The organism is Ruegeria sp. K11 (genome assembly GCF_056531905.1).
The window spans coordinates 58050-75727 of record NZ_JBQFMP010000013.1; the positions used below are offsets into that span (position 1 = coordinate 58050).

Genomic DNA, 17678 nt, shown 5'->3' on the forward strand with positions numbered 1-17678 from the left:
GGGCAGGCCTCGTCTGCCCGATGCCGACGCCCGCTCCGAGAGGGTTGTGACCTTTGTTACTCCGCCCGAATACCAGCGTCTTACAGAATTAGCAGATCAATCCGAACAATCACTATCGGCCCAATGCCACGACCTTCTTGCCGAGGCGTTGCAAGAAGTGGCTACCAACAGGAGAACGCGCAGTGAAGACTAAATTATCTTACATGGCGTCAGCTGCTGCCATGCTTGTGTTGTTATCAGCCGCGCATGTTTCCGCGCAGAGTGAACCAATTGTTCATGACGGCGAGTTTGACTTCCTGCGTGCTCAATTTGGCGAGCAATGGGATGCGCAAGATGTCGAGATCGACTCTAAACTTGCTGAGATTCGCACCGCCAACGGCGGCAAGCCCCCAAACTTTTTGTACATTCTGATCGACGACATCAGCTTTGGTCAGATGGGTGAGCGAAAGATGAACTATGTGATGGGGATCGAGACACCCAACATCAACGATTTTGCCCGGGAAGGCATGTCGTTTATGCGCATGTATACCGAACCCTCGTGTACGCCGACACGTACCGCCATGTTGACTGGGCGCCATCCGATCCGCGCGGGCGTCGAAGAGGTCAAGGTGGCCCTGGTCGGCGAAGGCCTACCAGCAAGCGAAGTTACATTGCCAGAAATCCTCAAGCAGGCAGGGTACAATACCTCTCATGTCGGCAAATGGCATCAGGGCGATATCGAAGAAGCGTATCCTCACAATCAGGGGTTCGACTATGCGGCTTTTCCCCTGCACCAACAGGTGCAGCTAAGTCTGATGACCCGCGAGGCTATGCAGGCGAACAATATGCTAGGATACCACGCCTCGGGTCAGAACAACCAGTTTTTGCTGGATGAACGCTTCAAACCTTACGGTTTGGTGACTGGGGTTGAGGCCGAAGCAGGTGGACTCGCGCGCGAGGTTAAAATGGCTCCGGGCGAAGAGTGGACCCAAGCCAAATACGAAGAGATGAATGAACGCTATCAGGCACAAACACTGGAACAGCTAGAGCGTGTTGCCGCGTTTGACGAGCCGTTCTTTCTGCAATACTGGCCTCTCTATCCGTTGAACTTTGTATATCCTGATCAGGCCCTTTCGCGTAACGGAGGTTTCCACGCGGACAAGCTCCAGCTTTTGGATGGATGGATCGGAGAGGTACTGGCCAAACTGGAAGAGACGGGTGAGGCCGACAATACCATCGTTATGATCATGGCCGACAACGGCCTGATGTACCAGTTCGAAGGAACATCGGGTCTGAACCAGCTCATCTATCGCGGTGGCAAGACCCAGCATCTGGAAGGCGGCGTTCGTACGGATGCATTTATTCGCTGGCCAGGTGTGATTGAAGCCGATAGTGCCGCTGGCGACATCTTTCACGTCTCAGACATCTACACGACGATTGCGCGTATTGCTGGGGCGACAGATTTCATCCCGCGTGACCGGGTGATTGATGGCATCGACCAAACAGCATTGCTGCTAGAGGGTGAGGGCAACGGGCGACGCGACTACGTGTATGTCTACGAAGGTCCTGTTCTGCGGTCTATCGTCAAGCAGGAATTCAAGATGCATCTGCCTGCGCCGGGCGCGCCGGGTGCTGCCGCGCCAACCTATAATGTCTATCGGGATCCGCGCGAAGAACACCCGTTGGTTGGGTATTCTCTTTGGGCCGGAGCCTCGTTTCAGGACATGGTCAAGCGCCATCAGAAAATGATGGCCAAGTATCCAAACTCGGAAATCGGCAAGGACATTCCTTATGGCGGTATCGAGAACCTGCGTCCCGAAAGCGAAGAAACGCGCGACGTGTTCATGAGCTGGCAATAAGCCATTCGGCCGGGCGCGGAGGCTTCAACTCTGCGCCCGCATTCAAACTTGAAATGTCATAAAGGCCCCGGAAATGAAAAATACCTTTTTCGCCGGAAATAAATGGCGGTTACCTGTGCTTGCTTGCGCGCTTTGCATCGGGGTTGCGCCATCCGCACGTGCGGAAAATCCGACCTGGGACTTCACCGGCTACCTGTATCTCTGGATGCCTGCTTTAAGCGGTGAAACAACAACAGGAAACAGTATCGACATCAGTTTCAGCGACATTCTGGACAATCTGGAATTCGGGTTGATGGGCGCTCTCGAAGCGCGACGCGGTAAAGTCTCGGTATTTGTTGACGCGTTGTACCTCAACATGAGCAACGATCAGGACAGTGCGGTTGGTCCAGGGATTCCAGTCTCGGCAGACGTTGATGTTGAAGGGACGGTGTTTACGGGGTCGGTTGGGTATGACTTGATCGACGCAACAGATGCCCGTTTCATTGTTTTAGGCGGGGTCAGAAGCCTTAATCTGGACAATACTGTTGACCTTGCCGTCGTCGGCGGCTCGCAACGTGTTTCCGGTTCGATCAACAACTGGGACGCTGTTGTTGGCATACGTGGAACGCGTCAGTTCAGCGACCGTTGGGGTATGTCGTACTACGCAGATATCGGCGCCGGAGAAAGCGACCTGACAACACAGCTAAGTCTGGCGGCCAATTACAAGATCAACAACTGGGATCTGGTGGCGGGCTACCGGTATCTGGATTGGAACATCGGAAATTCACAGGCGATTTCGGATCTGACCTTTGACGGTCCCTTCGTCGGCGCACGGTTCGATTTCTGAAGCCATCACGAGATGCCGTTTTGAAGTTCTTAAATTGTGCGGCCAGGAGCGTCGAACGCCGCTTCCAAGTCACTCTAGAGGAGTAAGCAAATGAGAATCGCACGAGCAACAATCGTAGCTGTCGCCCTTTGCGCTTTGGCAGTTACAGATCAAGCGCAAGCCAACGAGGACCGCGCCATCCCAATCGAAGGCGTGGCCAACACCAGAGACCTTGGTGGTCTTAAAACCAAAGACGGCCGCACAGTTCGAAAGGGACAGCTTATCCGTTCCGGTGAAATCGATGACATGGGGACGGCAGGGATGACCCTCGTCGAAGACCTCGGCGTGACGTCCATTGTCGATCTTAGAACCACGTTGGAAGCGACCGCCGATCCAGTTCTCTGGCCCGATGGACAAGGACCCGCGCGCTACAATTTTGCGGTGATGGAAAAAGAAGCTCAGATGATCGAAGACATGCGCGCAAGCATCAAGTCCGGGACCGCAACCGAAGAAGAAACGGATACGCTTTTTTTTCGATGCCTTCGGATATATCCCGACTGACTATACGGAAGAACTAAGGGACGTGTTTGACGTGCTGATCAACCAGCCCGAAGGTGAAGCCGTGCTCTACCATTGTTCGGGTGGGAAAGACAGAACCGGTGTCACCACTGCCCTGGTCCTGAGCGCCTTGGGGGTCACGCGAGACGAGATTGAGGCGGATTTCATGATGAGCAACGTTCTCAAGGATGCCGACAACGCGTCTGTGAAGATCGCAGAGCAGGTTAACGCTGAACACGGCACCAGTATGCCGCCCGAGGCCGTGTGGCCCTCGTTGGGTGTTCGAATGGGGTATTTGGACAACTTCTACAAAAGCGTGAACGAAACCTATGGTTCGGTGGATAACTACCTGCATGAAGGTCTCGGCTTGACGGATGACGACTTGGAAAAGCTGCGCAATCGTTACCTGGAATGATCCAATTCGACCGTGATTTTGTTCGGCACAACCAAACACTTGCGACCAAGACACGCTAGGATAAGGCGCTAAAACATGCTGATAGTCCTCGGGCTGTATTTTGGTATCGCGTGGCTTGTGTTTTCCAAACTCAGGCTTCTGCCATGGAACGCTGTATCCAAAACAGTCATCTACAGCGGCGGCGTGATCATTGCACTTGTGGTGATCGGTGCGTTGAATCACACGACCCCGTCCGGCACCGCGTCCGTTCAAGGTGCTGTCATCAATATCGCACCAAACGTGTCGGGGCCGGTAGTTGAAGTTGCGGTCAAAGCCAATCAGCCGGTCAAAGCAGGCGACGTCCTGTTCCGCATCGATGACACAGAACAGGCGGCAGAGGTTGCGCGACTGGAGGCGTCGCTGGCTTCGGCTCAAGCCGAGGCCGATCAACTAAGGCATGATCTTGATGCCGCCGACGCAGATATAGCGTCTCTTGAGGCGCAACTGACCTTTGGCGTGGCGCGTCGCGATGACATTATCCGTCTTGCTGATCGTGGGGCGTCGTCGGAATTCAAACTACAGGAAGCCATGTCCGCCATTGACCAGCTTGAGGCTGGCCTGCGCGCTGCCAAAGCGCGCAAAGCCGGCCTTGAACGCCGTATCGCCGCGCAGGTCGACGGCGTCGACGTCGGGGTGGTTGAAGTCGAAAACCTGCTGGCGCAGGCCCAATGGACGTTGGAGCAAACCGTGGTCCGCGCCCCTTCTGATGGCGTGGTGACCGGGTTGTCCCTGCGTCCAGGCAATCGGGTCACAACATTGCAAGGCGCGATCAATTTCGTAGTACCCGAGGATCGGGTTCTGATCGCAACCCTGCCCCTGAGCAGCCTTCAGAACGTTCATGCAGGCGACAAAATTCGGATTGCACTTAGAGGCGCACCCGGACGAGAGTTCGAAACAACCATTCGAGACATTCCCCCCGCCACGAGCGAAGGCGCGCTGGATTTAAGGTCTGGCCTTCCGTCCTTGCGTGAACTGGCCGGGTCTTCCGAATACACCGTCATCGCCAACATCCCCGACGATCTGAACGCAGATGTAACCAAACTGGGCGCATCCGGGACAGCACTTGTGATCACCCAAGAGGCCGGAGCCATTTCCGTACTTGCCGAGATACTGTTCTGGATCACCAAGAAGCTCAACTACATATGAGGATAAGATGTCACTCACCAAATCCTTCCTTGGCGCTTTCATACTTGGTGCTGCATACAGCCTCGCCGGCTCACCCGCAGATGCGCAAAACCTTCTGGACAAAGCGATGAAAGGCGTAGCAGGTGTTGCGAAAAAGGCCGGGGACGTCGCAGAATCTGCGGGCGAAACTGTTTTGGACGCGACCAGTGTTTCTACCCCAACCGAGATCGACAGCGAGGTCACCGTTGCGCTCGATCAATTGTACCAAAGCTCATCCGAAGCCAGAGACCTGTCCGAACAAGCGGTAGCCATATTGGTGTTCCCGAAGATTACAAAAGGGGGCTTCGGGGTTGGTGGCCAGTTCGGCGAGGGAGCCATGCGCGAAAACGATGCCACGACCGGTTACTACAGCATCGCTGGCGCGTCATACGGGTTTCAGGCAGGCGTGCAGCAGTTCTCATACGCGATGTTCTTTATGAACACATCCGCGCTGGAATATTTCCGTGACAACCGAGGCTGGGAAGCCGGTACTGGACCAACACTGGTTGGCGGAGACCAGGGCTGGTCTGCGTCTATGGGAACAAATGACCTTCAGGGCGACATCGTACCGATAGTGTTCGGCCAAGAAGGGTTGATGGCCGGAACCAGTCTTCAGGGGACAAAGATCAGTCAGCTCGACAAGTGACGAAGGAATGCACTCAGGGCTCCCCATGATCCAACATGCTGATACCGGTCATCCGAAACGAAAGAGCCTACGGCAACTTTGTCCCGCAGACTGTGAGTTTGTTGCCTCTGTCTTTTGTAATCGCGACGAAAGTTCGGAAGGCGGGCTCTGCTGCAGCATCTGAAGGCCTCGCTCAACGTCTAATATGGGCCATCGTCAACCCAACCGCTTCTTGAACCTCAGAGTTGCCGCTAGCAGCCCGAATGCCGCAAATCCGATCATCCAGAGAATTCCCCAGCGCAAGTCGTATAGCGACGCATCCCGCAGGACCACACCGCGGATCATTTCCATAAAGTGTGTTGCCGGCAGGACCTGAGCAATCATCTGGACGGGTTGTGGCATTCCGTCGAAGGGGAACATGAAGCCGGACATCAGGATCGAGGGCAACAGGACAAAGATGGTCATCTGCATCGACTGAAGCTGGTTCTGCGCAAGCGTGGAAATCACCAGTCCCAGCGACAGGCTGGCGACGATGAACAGCAACGTGACCACCAACAGCACACTCAGCCCGCCATTGATCGGGACATCGAACAGGACGTGCCCGAGGCCGAGGATGATTGCGACCTGTATCAGGCCCAGAAAGATATAGGGGATGATCTTGCCGATCATCAGTTCGATCGATTTGATCGGGGTGTTGATCAGCATCTCCATATTGCCCCGCTCGCGTTCGCGGACGATGGCGGCTGAAGTGAAAAGGATCATCGTCATGGTCAGGATCACACCGACAAGACCCGGCACGATATTGACCGCCGACCGCTGCTCGGGGTTGAAATAAAGCGTCACCTCGAACGTGGGCACCTGCCGGTTTGGCGGCTGTTTCAGCAATTCGGTCAAAGGCATCGTGCGCAGGGATTTGATCGCGCTGGCCACCATCGTGTCCGAACCATCGACGATCCAATGGGCAACAGGCCGGCTGCTGGTCTGGTCGGTTGCGTCGGGTAAGCCCAGCCCGACCGATGGGCTGCGGGCAAGGCGCTGGCTGACATCCGGCGGGATGATCAGCGCGGCGCGCACGCGGGATTCAGTGATCGCGCGTTCGGCCTCGTGCGGGGTGGTCAGCTGTTCGGTGATGGTCACGACCTGCGTGGCCTGAACGATCTGCGCCAGTGTGCGGGACAGTTCGGTTCCGGACTGATCCACCACCGCGACGGGCACATGGCGCAGGTTGGTGTTGATCGCATAGCCAAACAGCAGTAGTTGGATAAGCGGGATCATGATCACCATGGCGAACGTCACCCGGTCTCGCCGCAGTTGCAGCAGCTCTTTCTTCAGTACAGCGGCGATGCGACGAGGAGAGATCACTGTTCCGGGCCCCGTGTAGCGCTGACGAACACGTCTTCCAGATTTGGCCGCTGCGGAGTCAGCGACAGGTTGGCAAACGCAGCAAGCTGGCTGCGTAGCATATCCACCGGCTGAGGCTCGGATTTGTCCACCAGCACACGCAGCCGCGAACCGACTTGGGCGGTCGACAGAATCTTGGGCTGACCGTCCAACGCGTGTTTGACCTTGCGCAGGTCCGGGCCTTCAACTTCGACAACATCAGCCTGCAGATCGTCCATCAACTGACGCGGAGAGCCATCGGCTTTTTTCACCCCGTGCTGCAGGATGGCCAGCCGGTGACAGCGCTCGGCCTCGTCCATGAAATGGGTCGACACGATCATCGTCGCGCCCTGATCGACCAGATCGAACAACTGCTCCCAGAAGGTACGGCGGGTTTCGGGATCAACCGCCGAGGTCGGCTCGTCCAGAAACAGCAATTTCGGGCGGTGCATGACGGTTGCGGCAAGGGCGAGTTTCTGTCGTTGCCCACCGCTCATGCTACCGCTGAGTTGATGGACATTCGTCGTCAGATCGTAGGTCTGCAGCAACTCATCAATCCGATCCTTGGCCGACTTCACGGGAATACCGTAAATCTCGGCCGCAAACCTGAGGTTCTCCAGAACGGTCAGGTCACGGTAATACGAGAATATCTGGGTCATATACCCGATCTCGTTCTTCAGCGGCTCGGCCGCCTCGGGCATCGATTGACCCAGAACCGAGATCGCCCCGCTGCTGGGGGTCAGCAGTCCCGTCAGCATGCGCATAGTCGTGGTCTTGCCGCAGCCATTGGGGCCGAGAAAGCCGTAGATCTGGCCGGTTCGGATCTCGAGGTCCAGATTGTTGACGGCGGTGTTGTCCCCAAACCGGCGGGTCAGTCCCCGCGTCGAGACGACCACATCGCTCATGGCATGGGGACCTGCACGGGCACTCCAGCGGGCAGGTCCGGGGAAGCAGTGGGCAGGTCAATTTCGGCCAGATAAACAAGCCGGGTCCGGTCATCCTGGTTCAAACCGTAATAGGGCGTGAACGACGCATCGTCGCTGATCCAGCGAATCACCCCGTCCAGCGGATCGGCCAGCCCGTCAACGCGCACGTCCAGCCTGTCGCCGGGTTTCAGATTGACGCGATGCGGCTCTGGCACATAGACGCGCGCGTACGGCGTCTGGCCCGTGACCATCACGGCAACCGGACTGCCGGAGGTTACACGTTCGCCCAAATTCCACGGAAGGGAATCCAACACGCCGTCGCGGGTGGCAGTGACCGTCAAATCGTCCAACACGGTCTGTTCGGCGGCGACTGAGGCTTCTGCCGCCCGCACATTGGCCTCGGCAACTGCAAGGTCTTCAGGGCGGGTGCCGTTTTGTAGCTCTTTCAGGGACTCCTGAGCGCTGGCCAGTTCAGCCCGCGCGGAATCGCGCAGGGCCAGATCATTTGCCACCTGCGCCTCGGTCACGACCGAGTTTTCGACCAGTCTGGCGTTTCGGTCATAGATGGCCTCGGCATCGGCAAGGCGCGCAACAGCGCCTGCAACCTTGGCCTCGGCAACCGCAATCTCTTCCTCGCGCGGGCCCACCTGCAGTTTCAGAAGCGTGGCCTGCGTCCTTTCCAGTTCAGCCAGTGCCAGTGCCAGCTTTGCGCTTTGCAGGGTGGGGTCAAGCTGAACCAGCGTGTCGCCAGCCTTCACCACAGCACCTTCGGCAATCGGCAAATCGACAACGATTTCGCTGGCCGTCGCGGTCAAAGCCACCCGGTCGCGCGCCAATACGCCCAAAGCGACGCCGGTATCGGACCCAGAGCACCGGTCCAGAAAGGCGGGCAGGACAGCCGCCAGGATCAAAGGTAAGGGGATCGTCAGATTCAACAAGGCTTCCCTCCGGTGCTTGGCCTTTGAACGCATTGGGCGATCGTCAAAGCATAAAATCAGGAAATCCGATTTATGTATACGGTTCAGTCACCGCAGATGGCAGGACAGGGTCATGCGGGCAGCCGCGCCAGCCAGTCCTCCAGCTTTTTTCCGATCAGATGGGGGTTATCTTCCTGCAGGAAATGAATGCCTTCGCCGATATCCACCACGTCGAGATTCTGGATGGTTTGGCGGCACCAAGCGACCTCTTTTGGCCCGATGATGCCTCCGGGTTTCGCATGGAACATCAGCATCGGGATCTGAGTTTCTCTCAGCCAACGGCTGTAGGCGTCGACAATGTCGTGAACGTCCGAAGGTGTGCCGTCGATCGGTATTTCACAAGGCCACACCCGAACCGGCTTGCGACTGCGCGCGGTGGGGAATGGCGCTCGATAGCGCTCCATTTCCTGCGGTGTCAGGTCGCGCACAACGGCGCTTGGCAGGATTTTCTCGACGAACATATTTAGACCCGAGATCATCATACACCCCAGCCCGGGCGTCCGCATCATGCGAAACCCGGCGCGGAAGTCGGGCGGGAACCCGCCCCAGCTCATCAAGCGAATGACGCCCTCCATGAACGCGATGCCGCGGGTGTTTTCAGGATGCCGGTGCGCATAGTGGAACCCCAATGCCGAGCCCCAGTCATGGATGACCAGCGTCATGTCCTTCAGCCCCAGCGCCTTGATGAAGCCGTCAACGTAGGGAACGTGGTCGACAAAGCGATTGGGAATATCCGGCTTATCCGATTTGCCCAGGCCGATCAGATCCATCGCGATAGCGCGGCCCTGCCTGGCGGCATAAGCGACTTTACTTACTCAATGCCGACGCGAACTCAAGAAAACAACATCCCGGCCTAGGCCTTACTCGGCAAACTATCAGTAACTTGCTTGAAAAATCCGAGCAAATCTTCCGCGAGAGACTTGAGCCCTAAAAGCGCCGCCTGGCCTAAGATAGTGAGGATGTCGTTCCTATTTCAGAAGTTGATGCCGCAATACTGCGACGTTCACCGCCAGCCCGGGCAGAAGCCATTGAAATAATCTCACCACTGACAGAACTTCGCTTAGTTGTGCATCGCGTTCGGCACAGCACATGAGCTGCAGTGGCGCGATTTTGGACATATTGGGCAGTCCGAAGGCCAGTGACACGGCCGCCTCGTGCACATGCCTGACAGCATGTTCATGTTCTCCCGATAGAACAATTGATCGCAGATCGGTCCATGCGGGATCGAAGTAGCTTGGCCACCGTGCAAAGGCGCGGTAGTCCGTGTTCACAAAGGGCAAACCAAGCGTTTGCCGGATATCTGCATAAAGCGCTGCAATAACCGGGTCCGCATGATGCGGCTCGATCAGCACGGGCTTCATAGCTGTAGTGCCCCGTGCATCGTGCGGTTGCGTAGGACCGTTGCCGTCCCAGGCATTACCTTCCAGCAATAGACGCGCCAAGGTCGCCATGAGCACGTACGGCATGTTGCCGGACGAAAAGATCTCGTTGCAGTTTTTGATTTCTTCGATCTCTCGATCATCGTAGCCCAATGTGGTGAGTTTTGGGCGAATGGCAGCAGGACCAAGGGATGCTGCTTCTTGCTCCGCGACCGCCCGCAGTTCCCGACAAGCATCTGCGAACGCTTGGGTCGCCACGGCAGGCTCCATCGCTCGCCACAGACAGTCGTAAAAATTTCGGTAGTGAGCGAAGGCCATCGCGACGACACCCATCCATGGCACACCAAGACCGCGTTTGGTGCGTTCGTAAACGTCTGCTAGCGCCGCATCAGCTGCATATTCCGGGACAGGCTGGATGGTTGGGATCGGATCAGGCTTCTGTCGGCTTAGTTCAGGCATCCGCTGTCGTCTCTTGCGGCAATCCCTCGCTCCATCTTCTGAGTTCATCGAGGAACGTCAACGCGGTTCGGCCGAAGTCCGTGATCTCATACTGGACCGAAACGGGAGCGGAATCCACAACCTCGCGTCGCACCAATCCTTGCGTCTCGAGTTGCCTCAGTCGCTCGACAATCATCTTCTTGCTCGCCCCGCCAATCATTCGGGCAAGATCGTTGAACCGGACCGGGCCGTCCTTGAGATGCCACAGGATTGAACCGGTCCACTTGCCGCCAATAATTCGCATGCCGCGCTCAATGGCGCAGGGCTCGACACAGGCTTCGACCGCATGTCGCCGCCCCAGTTCGTCTTGTTTGACCCGTGCCCTCATTTCGATCCCGATTAGGTTACCAAAAGTATACTGGTTGCAATTTGTGCGCATTGCTCAAAGATTTCGGCAACACACACACGCTGTCAAGCACCAATAGACATCACTGGATCCAGATATGCCCAAGCCCGACATTCTTCTTTATACCGCGAACACTATGAACGGTTGGAAGCCGCTAATCTTTCTGCACGAGGCAGAGATTGACTACGACATGGTACCGATCAGCTTTTCCAAGAAAGAGCAGAAAGCGCCGGCCTACATGAAGCTCAACCCCAATGGGCGCATTCCCACGATCGTGGACCGTGGAAATGGCGACTTTGCGGTCTTCGAGTCCGGAGCCATCCTTTGGTACCTGGCGGAGAAATACGATCGCTTCCTCAGCCATGATCCGAAGGAACGTTCAGAGACCTTGCAATGGTTGATGTTCCAGATGGGCGGTATTGGCCCAATAATGGGACAAGCCATGTTCTTTCAACGAATTGCCAAGCCCAATGGTGATGACGTGCCTTATGCCATCAAGCGATACGTGGATGAAAGCAGGCGCCTGTTGGAAGTGCTGGACACGAAGCTGGAAGGGCGGGACTGGCTTGTGGGCGACGCAATGTCGATTGCAGACATCGCAACTTACCCTTGGGCGAGAAGCTATTTCTGGGCCACAGTCAGCGTGGAGGGGCTGCCTCATCTACAAGCCTGGTTCGACCGCTTGGATGCGATGCCAAAGGTCCAAGAGGCGTTGCAATTGCCAGAACCGAGGCCATCGGCCTTTGGCAAAGGGGATATTGATGCAGCCGCCAAAGCAAATGCCGCACGGTTCAAGGAGGCCTGAGATGACCCCACCCATTCGCTTAGATATCGTTTCGGACGTGGTCTGCCCATGGTGTGCCATCGGGTATTACCAATTGGCCAAGTCAGCGGATGAGACCGGTATCGGGATCGAGGTTCATTGGCATCCCTTCGAGCTCAATCCGCAGATGGCCGAAGAGGGTGAGAATTTGCGCGAGCATCTTGCAGTTAAGTATGGAACCACACCGGAAGGCTCAAAGAAGGCTCGTGCGCGTCTCACGGAATTGGGCAAAGCCTTGGGGTTGACCTTCAACTACGCGGACGACATGCGGATGGTGAATACCTACCGCGCTCACCAACTGATTGAATGGGCCGGGGATCAGGGCCTTGCGTATGAGGCGAAGCTTGCGCTGTTTGAAGCTTTTTTCACATGGCGCAAGAACCTGAATGACCCAAGTGTCTTGGCCGAGGTGGCGCAAAGCATCTGGTTGGATGGTGACCCGGCGATAGAAATGCTGTCGTCTGGCGAGAGGGCCAACATTGTGCGACAGAAAGAGCAGTTCTGGACGTCCCGCGGCGTCACGGGCGTTCCCGCAATGATCTTTCAACGCCAGCATCTCGTCAGTGGGGCGCAAGGCGAGGACAATTATGCCCGAATTCTGCGACATCTCACGCAAACAGAGGCCGCTTAGGTCTGCCAAACGCACACGTCCAGGGGAGGTATGATGATGAGCAAAGCACAGGTGATCCACAAGAAGGGTCCGCCCAGTTGCATGGTGTGGGAAGATTGGCCTGTCCCTGATCCCGCCCCAGGAGAGGTTCGGCTGAAGCACACCGCTGTTGGTGTGAACTTTGCTGACACCTATCATCGCGGAGGCATTTCTCATCCATGGCCAGTGCCGGATGAGCCGGTCGTGATCGGGTTCGAAGGTGTTGGGATTGTCGAAGGTGTTGGGGACGGTGTGACCGGCTTCCAAACCGGGGACCGGGTGGCCTACGGCATCCCGCCATTGGGCAGCTATTCCGAGGTACGCAATTACCCTGCGGATAAGCTGCTGCACTTGCCGGATGGGCTAGACGACAAGCAAGTGGCGGCCCTTTTGATGAAAGGCATGACCGCGCATTACCTTCTGCATCGGACCTACGCTGTGCTACCCGGGGATACGATTCTCGTCCACGCCGCAGCAGGTGGCATGGGGTTGATCCTGTGCCAATGGGCCCGAGCATTGGGGGCCACTGTCGTCGGCACCGTTTCAACGCCGGAAAAGGCTGAGGTGGCGCGGGCCGCAGGGTGCGACCACCCGGTCGTTCGGTCGGAGCAGAGCTTTGTCGATGTCGTACGTGAGGTCACAGATGGTGAAGGATGCGCCGTGGTCTACGAGGCGATCGGCAAAGACACATTGCAGGACTCGCTGGATTGTCTACGTCTGATGGGGGTCTGCGCTGCTTACGGCCACGTCTCTGGCCCCCCCGATCCAGTCGATATCATTCAAGATCTCGGACGGCGAGGATCATTGTTCATCACCCGTCCCGCGATCATGCACTATGTAGCCAAACGATCGGATCTTGAATGGACAGCCCGCGATTTGTTCAAGGCCATCGGCGACGGCATTCTGGATGCCAACATTAACTATGAATACCCGCTCAAGGATGCCGTCAAAGCTCATGAGGCAATCGAAAGCGGAACCACGCTTGGTGCGACTGTCCTGGTCCCATGAGTGGTCTTGCAGGGATAAAAGCACTCACCTTCGACACGGGGGAACGGTGCTCGATTGGCATACTGGGTTCCACGAGGCCTTTCAAACGGCCTAAAACGTGGCATCAGTCGTGATTGGTCGACGTTGGCAAATGAACTGCGCCGCCGAAGCTTGGAAGAGATGGTTGATCTCGGCAAAAACGGCCCACCAAGCGACAACTTTGATGACGCGCACAGGTTCTGTCTTGATGCCCTGCTGACCGCCGAGGGCCTTGAGGCGTTCGACGCGGTCGACCATAAAGCGACTGCCTGGGACGCTCCGCACAGTTTCAAAGCGTGGTCTGATGTTCGGCAAGGCCTGAAAGAGCTCCTCAAACGGTATCTCGTCGTGAGCTTCACTCTCCTCTCCTATCGTTTGGTCATAGATAGCTCCCGCGCCAATGAATTGGACTGGGATGCGATCCTCTCCTGCGAAGGCCTCGGAGTTTATAAGATGTTGCCCGAGGCGTATCGATCGGCAGCCAGCATGCTCCAGTTCGAGCCGGAAGAATGCCTCATGGTAGCCTGCCATCCCTTCGATCTTGATGCTGCACGAGCGGTGGGGTTCAGAACAGCTCTCGTGCGAAGACCCGAAGAATGGGGCGACGCTCCAGAGGACCAACCGGAGCTCCCTCAAATCGGCACGTACGATTTCGAAGTGGATAGCTTTGTTGAGCTAGCGCGTGCCATCCGCTGACGGAGTGACCTTGTGATACCGAGGCAACGTAAATGTGGTGGGCCAAGCGTCGTGTGCGTGTCGATGCCCAGGCCCAGCACAGTTTCGTTGTGGTCCAACGAAATGCGCAACTTAGATCGCCATGGCGCGCATTGAAAATCCGCTGCTCTACGGTGCGGAAATTCTTGTATCCGTTTGAGGTTCGAGGAAGTAGCCATTCAGTTCGTTGGCCTTAGTGGCGTCTTTGTCCCGCGAACCGTGAGTTCACGCAGTCTTTGATTTTGCGGTTGCGGCGAATGTCCAGATAGCGGGCTGCGGTCGCAGCATCTCGATTGGTGGCTGAATGTCGGGTATGGGCCGAGCTTGGAAGCGAAGCGCCCGGCACCGTTAGTTTCAATGCTTCGAAACAAACAGAGCAGATTCGAGTACAGTTTTAAAGCTTACTCAAAACGGTAGAACCTTTTTGCAATGTCATGGAACACGCAGTTCTGATGCGCATCAGGGATCAGTTCTTGAAGACGCGACACCAGTTCATTGAAGGTTGAAGAGAGACTGTCGACCGGAAAGTTCGAGCCGAACATGCAGCGATGGGCGCCGAATTGCGACAAGCAGGTTGAAACGATTGGTGCGACGCTTTCCACGCTCCAGTTGTGATCAAACATACCGAGACCGGAGAGCTTGCAATAAACGTGAGGCAGTTCGGATAAGGAACTGAGCGCCTCTTGCCAGTGACTTAGTCCCTCGGCATTGCGGTCATATGGTGAGCCCGCGTGACAAAGCGCTACAGACGTATGCGGTGCCTGAGAAAGCACTTCGGCAGTCTGTTCCATCAGTTCGGGGAGTAATTGCAGATCAAAGGACAGGCCACGCTCACCCAAGGCTGTCAGACCGGTCTTGAAAGCCGGGTTTCCAAGCAGAGTATTTGTGCCGGTTTTGGCATCCTCACCGGGCGCGCGCCCTACGATCTGACGAACACCGCGGACCGAGGGTAACGATTGAAAGCGGTCGAGTTGGTACTCCAGATCATTGGCCGTCAGATCGCAAAACACGACCTGAACCAGCGGCCAGTCCGGATATCGGTCGGCCACGGATTGCACCCACTGCGCCTCGGCCCAGGGATCCGCGGCACCGACCTGGATATGGACCGACGCAGAGAAACCCTGCGCTGACGCATCCGCGCGATACTCTGGCAACAAGTAATCCCGCTGGATCGGCGTGGGGTCGCCAAAGAACCGAACGGCGCCCTTTTCCATCAACCAAGGATACTCCACCGCGTTCAGGTCCCACAGATGATGATGTGCGTCTATCTTCATGGTGCCTCAATCCCGGTTGTCCGACCCAGAATGTCGACACCCTGCTGTTTCCAGAAATGCAACAGGTCTATGAATATCCAGTTTTCGGCCAGCTTGTCCTGCGCGCGGCGATAGATATCGATCACCCTGAACTCGCCGGGTTTGCCCGTGGCCGGCATACCCATGAACCCCCCTGAGGGTGTGGCAGTGAAGTTGGGCCAGCCAAAGAAGCCGCCATAATGCCCCTCGGCCAGGCGGCAGATATGATTGGTCTTTGAGCGGTCTTTGAAAGCGGCGCGGAACGGTCCCGAATGTTGCTTGGCATAGCGTTCGATCGTGTAGGTCGCGCCGATCCCCTCGGGCCCCCACCAGATCATGTCGTGGTGCCAGGTTCGGGCCAATTCCTCTTCCAGCGGTAACCCGCTTCCCCACTGGCCGAGATCCGAAATCATCGCGTTGATCACGGCCAGTGTTTTTTCCCCGTCCGCAACGGGTTGTTCTGCCAACAGCAGACCGTCATGTGGCCTTGGGCCGGGTTGCACCAGATGCGCCGCTGTTTGCGGAGGAAACGGGTTCTGTCCGGCTTGCACCATGAGATGTGGTATGTCGAAATACATCGCCGTTTCCGTGATCTGGCCGCCGGCGACCTTGTAGAATGTGCAATAGCGCAGAAAGGCCAGCTTTCCGGTCGGGCGAATGCCCAGCCAGGGATGGTCGAAAAGCCCCATCAAATGCCCCATGGTGACGACCCAAACATCCGCCTCATCCCGCAGCGAATTCTGCCCGGCGAACAGGATATCGACCCGGTTCTGCAATTGGGTCAGGCTGGATTTCAGGGGTGTCCAGAATTGCTGTGCAACCATGTCGGGGCCTTGGATCAGGTTGAACGGGTGAAAGCCGCGCCACACTATATCTGGTGCACAGAAACGGCTGATCACACCGGAAACGTCTTGGACTGACGCTGACTCTAAGGCCGCGTGAAAGTCGGAGACAACTTTTTTCTCTTTCTGGAAGGTCACGGTATTTCCAATTTTTGTCAGGGTATTACGAGTGTGGTGCCGCGGGGGTGAATCGAGCAGCTAGCGTATAATTGCATACGTATGCAAAAAAGTCTTGCCTGATTTGATACATGCGAATTACAGTTTTGCAAACGTATGCAAAACCGAATCCTTGTTGGGGGCACCATGGCGGAAATTCAGTTGCGGAACGTCGGCAAGCGATGGGGTGCGTTTGTTGGGGTGCATAATTTCGACCTGACAATCGCGGATCGCGAGTTTCTGGTGCTGCTTGGGCCATCGGGTTGCGGCAAGACCACCACCATGCGGATGATTGCAGGGCTGGAGGATGTGACCGAGGGCGACATTCTGATCGACGGCAACGTTGTCAACGATCTGGAACCCAAGGACCGCGATGTGGCGATGGTGTTCCAAAGCTATGCGCTCTATCCCAACATGAACGTCTATGAAAACATCCGCTTCCCGCTCAAAGTGCGTGGCATCGACCCGGCGACCCATGACGACAAGGTCCGCCGCGCGAGCGCCATGGTCGAGCTGGACGATTTCCTGCATCGCAAACCCGCTGAACTGTCTGGCGGGCAGCGGCAGCGCGTGGCGCTGGCCCGCGCTATCGTGCGTGAGCCGAACGTGTTCCTGATGGACGAGCCTCTGTCGAACCTCGACGCCAAGCTGCGCGTCTCGACCCGGGCGCAGATCAAGAACCTGAGCCACGAACTGGCAGTAACGACGATCTATGTGACCCACGATCAGATCGAGGCGATGACGCTGGCCGACCGCGTGGTCGTTATGAAACAGGGCGTGGTTCAGCAGGTCGGCAGCCCGACCGAGATCTATGACCGTCCGGCGAACACGTTTGTGGCCAGCTTTATCGGCTCGCCCGCCATGAACCTGATGGACGGTGAGGTGTCGGGTGGTGTGTTCCGCGCCGAGCATGTCGAAATTCCGGTCGATGCGCCGAACGGCCCGATGACGCTGGGCTTCAGGGCCGAAGATGCCAGCCTTGCCGAAGGCGCAGGCCAGATCACCGCACCGATCTACACGCTGGAACTGCTGGGGGATGCCACCATGATATCGGTCCGGGTCGGCGGGGCATTGGTCTCGGTCAAGGCTGACAAAGCCTTCCGCGCCGAGATCGGAGATGATGTCTCGTTCTCGGTGCCAACAGAAATCTGTCACCTCTTCGAAGCTGGAAGCGGTGCGCGGATCGGGGAGTAACCCCCAACGACAGCCCATAGGGGCACAACAGC

Annotated in this window: 18 protein-coding genes and 1 pseudogene; 11 read left to right on the forward strand and 8 right to left on the reverse strand. The window is 56.9% G+C overall.

Going from position 1 to position 17678, the window contains the following annotated elements; all coding sequences use genetic code 11:
- The first annotated feature begins 182 nt into the window (after positions 1–182).
- The 6 genes from ACR0K4_RS18595 to ACR0K4_RS18620 all read left to right on the forward strand — a co-directional run bounded on the left by ACR0K4_RS18595 (position 183) and on the right by ACR0K4_RS18620 (position 5465).
- Positions 183–1838, forward strand: a complete 1656-nt coding sequence (locus ACR0K4_RS18595; protein ID WP_480855156.1) for a sulfatase-like hydrolase/transferase — start codon at positions 183–185, stop codon at positions 1836–1838.
- A 73-nt stretch (positions 1839–1911) separates the two neighbouring features.
- The gene (locus ACR0K4_RS18600; protein ID WP_480855157.1) at positions 1912–2664 is read left to right on the forward strand and encodes a porin family protein; all 753 of its coding nucleotides are present in this window, start codon (positions 1912–1914) and stop codon (positions 2662–2664) included.
- A 90-nt stretch (positions 2665–2754) separates the two neighbouring features.
- Complete coding sequence (locus tag ACR0K4_RS18605) at positions 2755–3204, forward strand: tyrosine-protein phosphatase (RefSeq protein WP_480855158.1); 450 nt, start codon at positions 2755–2757, stop codon at positions 3202–3204.
- Positions 3194–3616: a tyrosine-protein phosphatase gene (locus ACR0K4_RS18610; RefSeq protein ID WP_480855205.1), complete on the forward strand. Its 423-nt coding sequence runs from the start codon at positions 3194–3196 to the stop codon at positions 3614–3616. The genes ACR0K4_RS18605 and ACR0K4_RS18610 overlap by 11 nt, the downstream gene beginning before the upstream one ends.
- Positions 3617–3691: 75 nt before the next feature.
- A complete protein-coding gene (locus ACR0K4_RS18615; RefSeq protein ID WP_480516663.1) occupies positions 3692–4801 on the forward strand; it encodes an HlyD family secretion protein in 1110 nt (369 codons plus the stop codon).
- A 7-nt stretch (positions 4802–4808) separates the two neighbouring features.
- Positions 4809–5465 (forward strand): lipid-binding SYLF domain-containing protein, encoded by a 657-nt coding sequence (locus ACR0K4_RS18620; RefSeq protein WP_480855159.1) that lies wholly within the window; start codon positions 4809–4811, stop codon positions 5463–5465.
- 195 nt (positions 5466–5660) lie between these two features.
- On the opposite strand, the gene ACR0K4_RS18625 is transcribed toward ACR0K4_RS18620, so the two are convergent.
- The 6 genes and pseudogenes from ACR0K4_RS18625 to ACR0K4_RS18650 form a co-directional block, all read right to left on the reverse strand.
- The gene (locus ACR0K4_RS18625) at positions 5661–6806 is read right to left on the reverse strand and encodes an ABC transporter permease (protein WP_480855160.1); all 1146 of its coding nucleotides are present in this window, start codon (positions 6804–6806) and stop codon (positions 5661–5663) included.
- Positions 6803–7729 carry an ABC transporter ATP-binding protein gene (locus ACR0K4_RS18630; protein ID WP_480855162.1) on the reverse strand — a complete coding sequence of 309 codons (927 nt, stop codon included), beginning with the start codon at positions 7727–7729 and terminating at the stop codon, positions 6803–6805. The genes ACR0K4_RS18625 and ACR0K4_RS18630 overlap by 4 nt, the downstream gene beginning before the upstream one ends.
- Positions 7726–8688, reverse strand: coding sequence for an HlyD family secretion protein (locus ACR0K4_RS18635; RefSeq protein ID WP_480516655.1), 963 nt, complete (start codon positions 8686–8688; stop codon positions 7726–7728). Before ACR0K4_RS18635 ends, ACR0K4_RS18630 begins: the two co-directional genes overlap by 4 nt.
- A gap of 110 nt (positions 8689–8798) precedes the next feature.
- A pseudogene (locus tag ACR0K4_RS18640) lies at positions 8799–9509 on the reverse strand (haloalkane dehalogenase); the annotation flags it as partial.
- Between the two features lie 186 nt (positions 9510–9695).
- Complete coding sequence (locus ACR0K4_RS18645) at positions 9696–10565, reverse strand: hypothetical protein (protein ID WP_480855163.1); 870 nt, start codon at positions 10563–10565, stop codon at positions 9696–9698.
- Entirely contained in the window at positions 10558–10932 is a 375-nt protein-coding gene (locus ACR0K4_RS18650) for a winged helix-turn-helix transcriptional regulator (protein ID WP_480855164.1), read from the reverse strand. The genes ACR0K4_RS18645 and ACR0K4_RS18650 overlap by 8 nt, the downstream gene beginning before the upstream one ends.
- Before the next feature lie 115 nt (positions 10933–11047).
- On the opposite strand from ACR0K4_RS18650, the gene ACR0K4_RS18655 reads away from it, so the two are divergent.
- The 4 genes from ACR0K4_RS18655 (at position 11048) to ACR0K4_RS18670 (ending at position 14144) form a co-directional block, all read left to right on the forward strand.
- Complete coding sequence (locus ACR0K4_RS18655; RefSeq protein WP_480855166.1) at positions 11048–11755, forward strand: glutathione S-transferase family protein; 708 nt, start codon at positions 11048–11050, stop codon at positions 11753–11755.
- 1 nt (position 11756) lies between these two features.
- A complete protein-coding gene (locus ACR0K4_RS18660; protein WP_480855167.1) occupies positions 11757–12404 on the forward strand; it encodes a DsbA family oxidoreductase in 648 nt (215 codons plus the stop codon).
- A 36-nt stretch (positions 12405–12440) separates the two neighbouring features.
- Positions 12441–13430 (forward strand): quinone oxidoreductase family protein, encoded by a 990-nt coding sequence (locus tag ACR0K4_RS18665; protein ID WP_480855168.1) that lies wholly within the window; start codon positions 12441–12443, stop codon positions 13428–13430.
- A 123-nt stretch (positions 13431–13553) separates the two neighbouring features.
- Complete coding sequence (locus ACR0K4_RS18670) at positions 13554–14144, forward strand: HAD family hydrolase (protein ID WP_480855169.1); 591 nt, start codon at positions 13554–13556, stop codon at positions 14142–14144.
- A 419-nt stretch (positions 14145–14563) separates the two neighbouring features.
- Here ACR0K4_RS18670 and ACR0K4_RS18675 read toward each other — a convergent pair whose 3' ends face one another.
- Together ACR0K4_RS18675 and ACR0K4_RS18680 are read right to left on the reverse strand one after the other, a co-directional pair.
- The gene (locus ACR0K4_RS18675; protein WP_480855170.1) at positions 14564–15436 is read right to left on the reverse strand and encodes an amidohydrolase family protein; all 873 of its coding nucleotides are present in this window, start codon (positions 15434–15436) and stop codon (positions 14564–14566) included.
- The gene (locus tag ACR0K4_RS18680) at positions 15433–16434 is read right to left on the reverse strand and encodes a nuclear transport factor 2 family protein (RefSeq protein ID WP_480855171.1); all 1002 of its coding nucleotides are present in this window, start codon (positions 16432–16434) and stop codon (positions 15433–15435) included. The genes ACR0K4_RS18675 and ACR0K4_RS18680 overlap by 4 nt, the downstream gene beginning before the upstream one ends.
- Positions 16435–16599: 165 nt before the next feature.
- Here ACR0K4_RS18680 and ACR0K4_RS18685 point away from each other — a divergent pair, with 165 nt between their 5' ends.
- On the forward strand, positions 16600–17646 hold the full coding sequence (locus ACR0K4_RS18685) for an ABC transporter ATP-binding protein (protein WP_480516639.1): 1047 nt from the start codon (positions 16600–16602) through the stop codon (positions 17644–17646).
- Positions 17647–17678: the final 32 nt, after the last annotated feature.

Coding starts and splice junctions, on each gene's coding strand:
- ACR0K4_RS18600 (WP_480855157.1), top strand. CDS start 1,912: ATGAAAAATACCTTTTTCGCCGGAAATAAATGGCGGTTACCTGTGCTT.
- ACR0K4_RS18605 (WP_480855158.1), top strand. CDS start 2,755: ATGAGAATCGCACGAGCAACAATCGTAGCTGTCGCCCTTTGCGCTTTG.
- ACR0K4_RS18615 (WP_480516663.1), top strand. CDS start 3,692: ATGCTGATAGTCCTCGGGCTGTATTTTGGTATCGCGTGGCTTGTGTTT.
- ACR0K4_RS18620 (WP_480855159.1), top strand. CDS start 4,809: ATGTCACTCACCAAATCCTTCCTTGGCGCTTTCATACTTGGTGCTGCA.
- ACR0K4_RS18630 (WP_480855162.1), bottom strand. CDS start 7,729: ATGAGCGATGTGGTCGTCTCGACGCGGGGACTGACCCGCCGGTTTGGG.
- ACR0K4_RS18645 (WP_480855163.1), bottom strand. CDS start 10,565: ATGCCTGAACTAAGCCGACAGAAGCCTGATCCGATCCCAACCATCCAG.
- ACR0K4_RS18650 (WP_480855164.1), bottom strand. CDS start 10,932: ATGAGGGCACGGGTCAAACAAGACGAACTGGGGCGGCGACATGCGGTC.
- ACR0K4_RS18655 (WP_480855166.1), top strand. CDS start 11,048: ATGCCCAAGCCCGACATTCTTCTTTATACCGCGAACACTATGAACGGT.
- ACR0K4_RS18660 (WP_480855167.1), top strand. CDS start 11,757: ATGACCCCACCCATTCGCTTAGATATCGTTTCGGACGTGGTCTGCCCA.
- ACR0K4_RS18665 (WP_480855168.1), top strand. CDS start 12,441: ATGAGCAAAGCACAGGTGATCCACAAGAAGGGTCCGCCCAGTTGCATG.
- ACR0K4_RS18675 (WP_480855170.1), bottom strand. CDS start 15,436: ATGAAGATAGACGCACATCATCATCTGTGGGACCTGAACGCGGTGGAG.
- ACR0K4_RS18685 (WP_480516639.1), top strand. CDS start 16,600: ATGGCGGAAATTCAGTTGCGGAACGTCGGCAAGCGATGGGGTGCGTTT.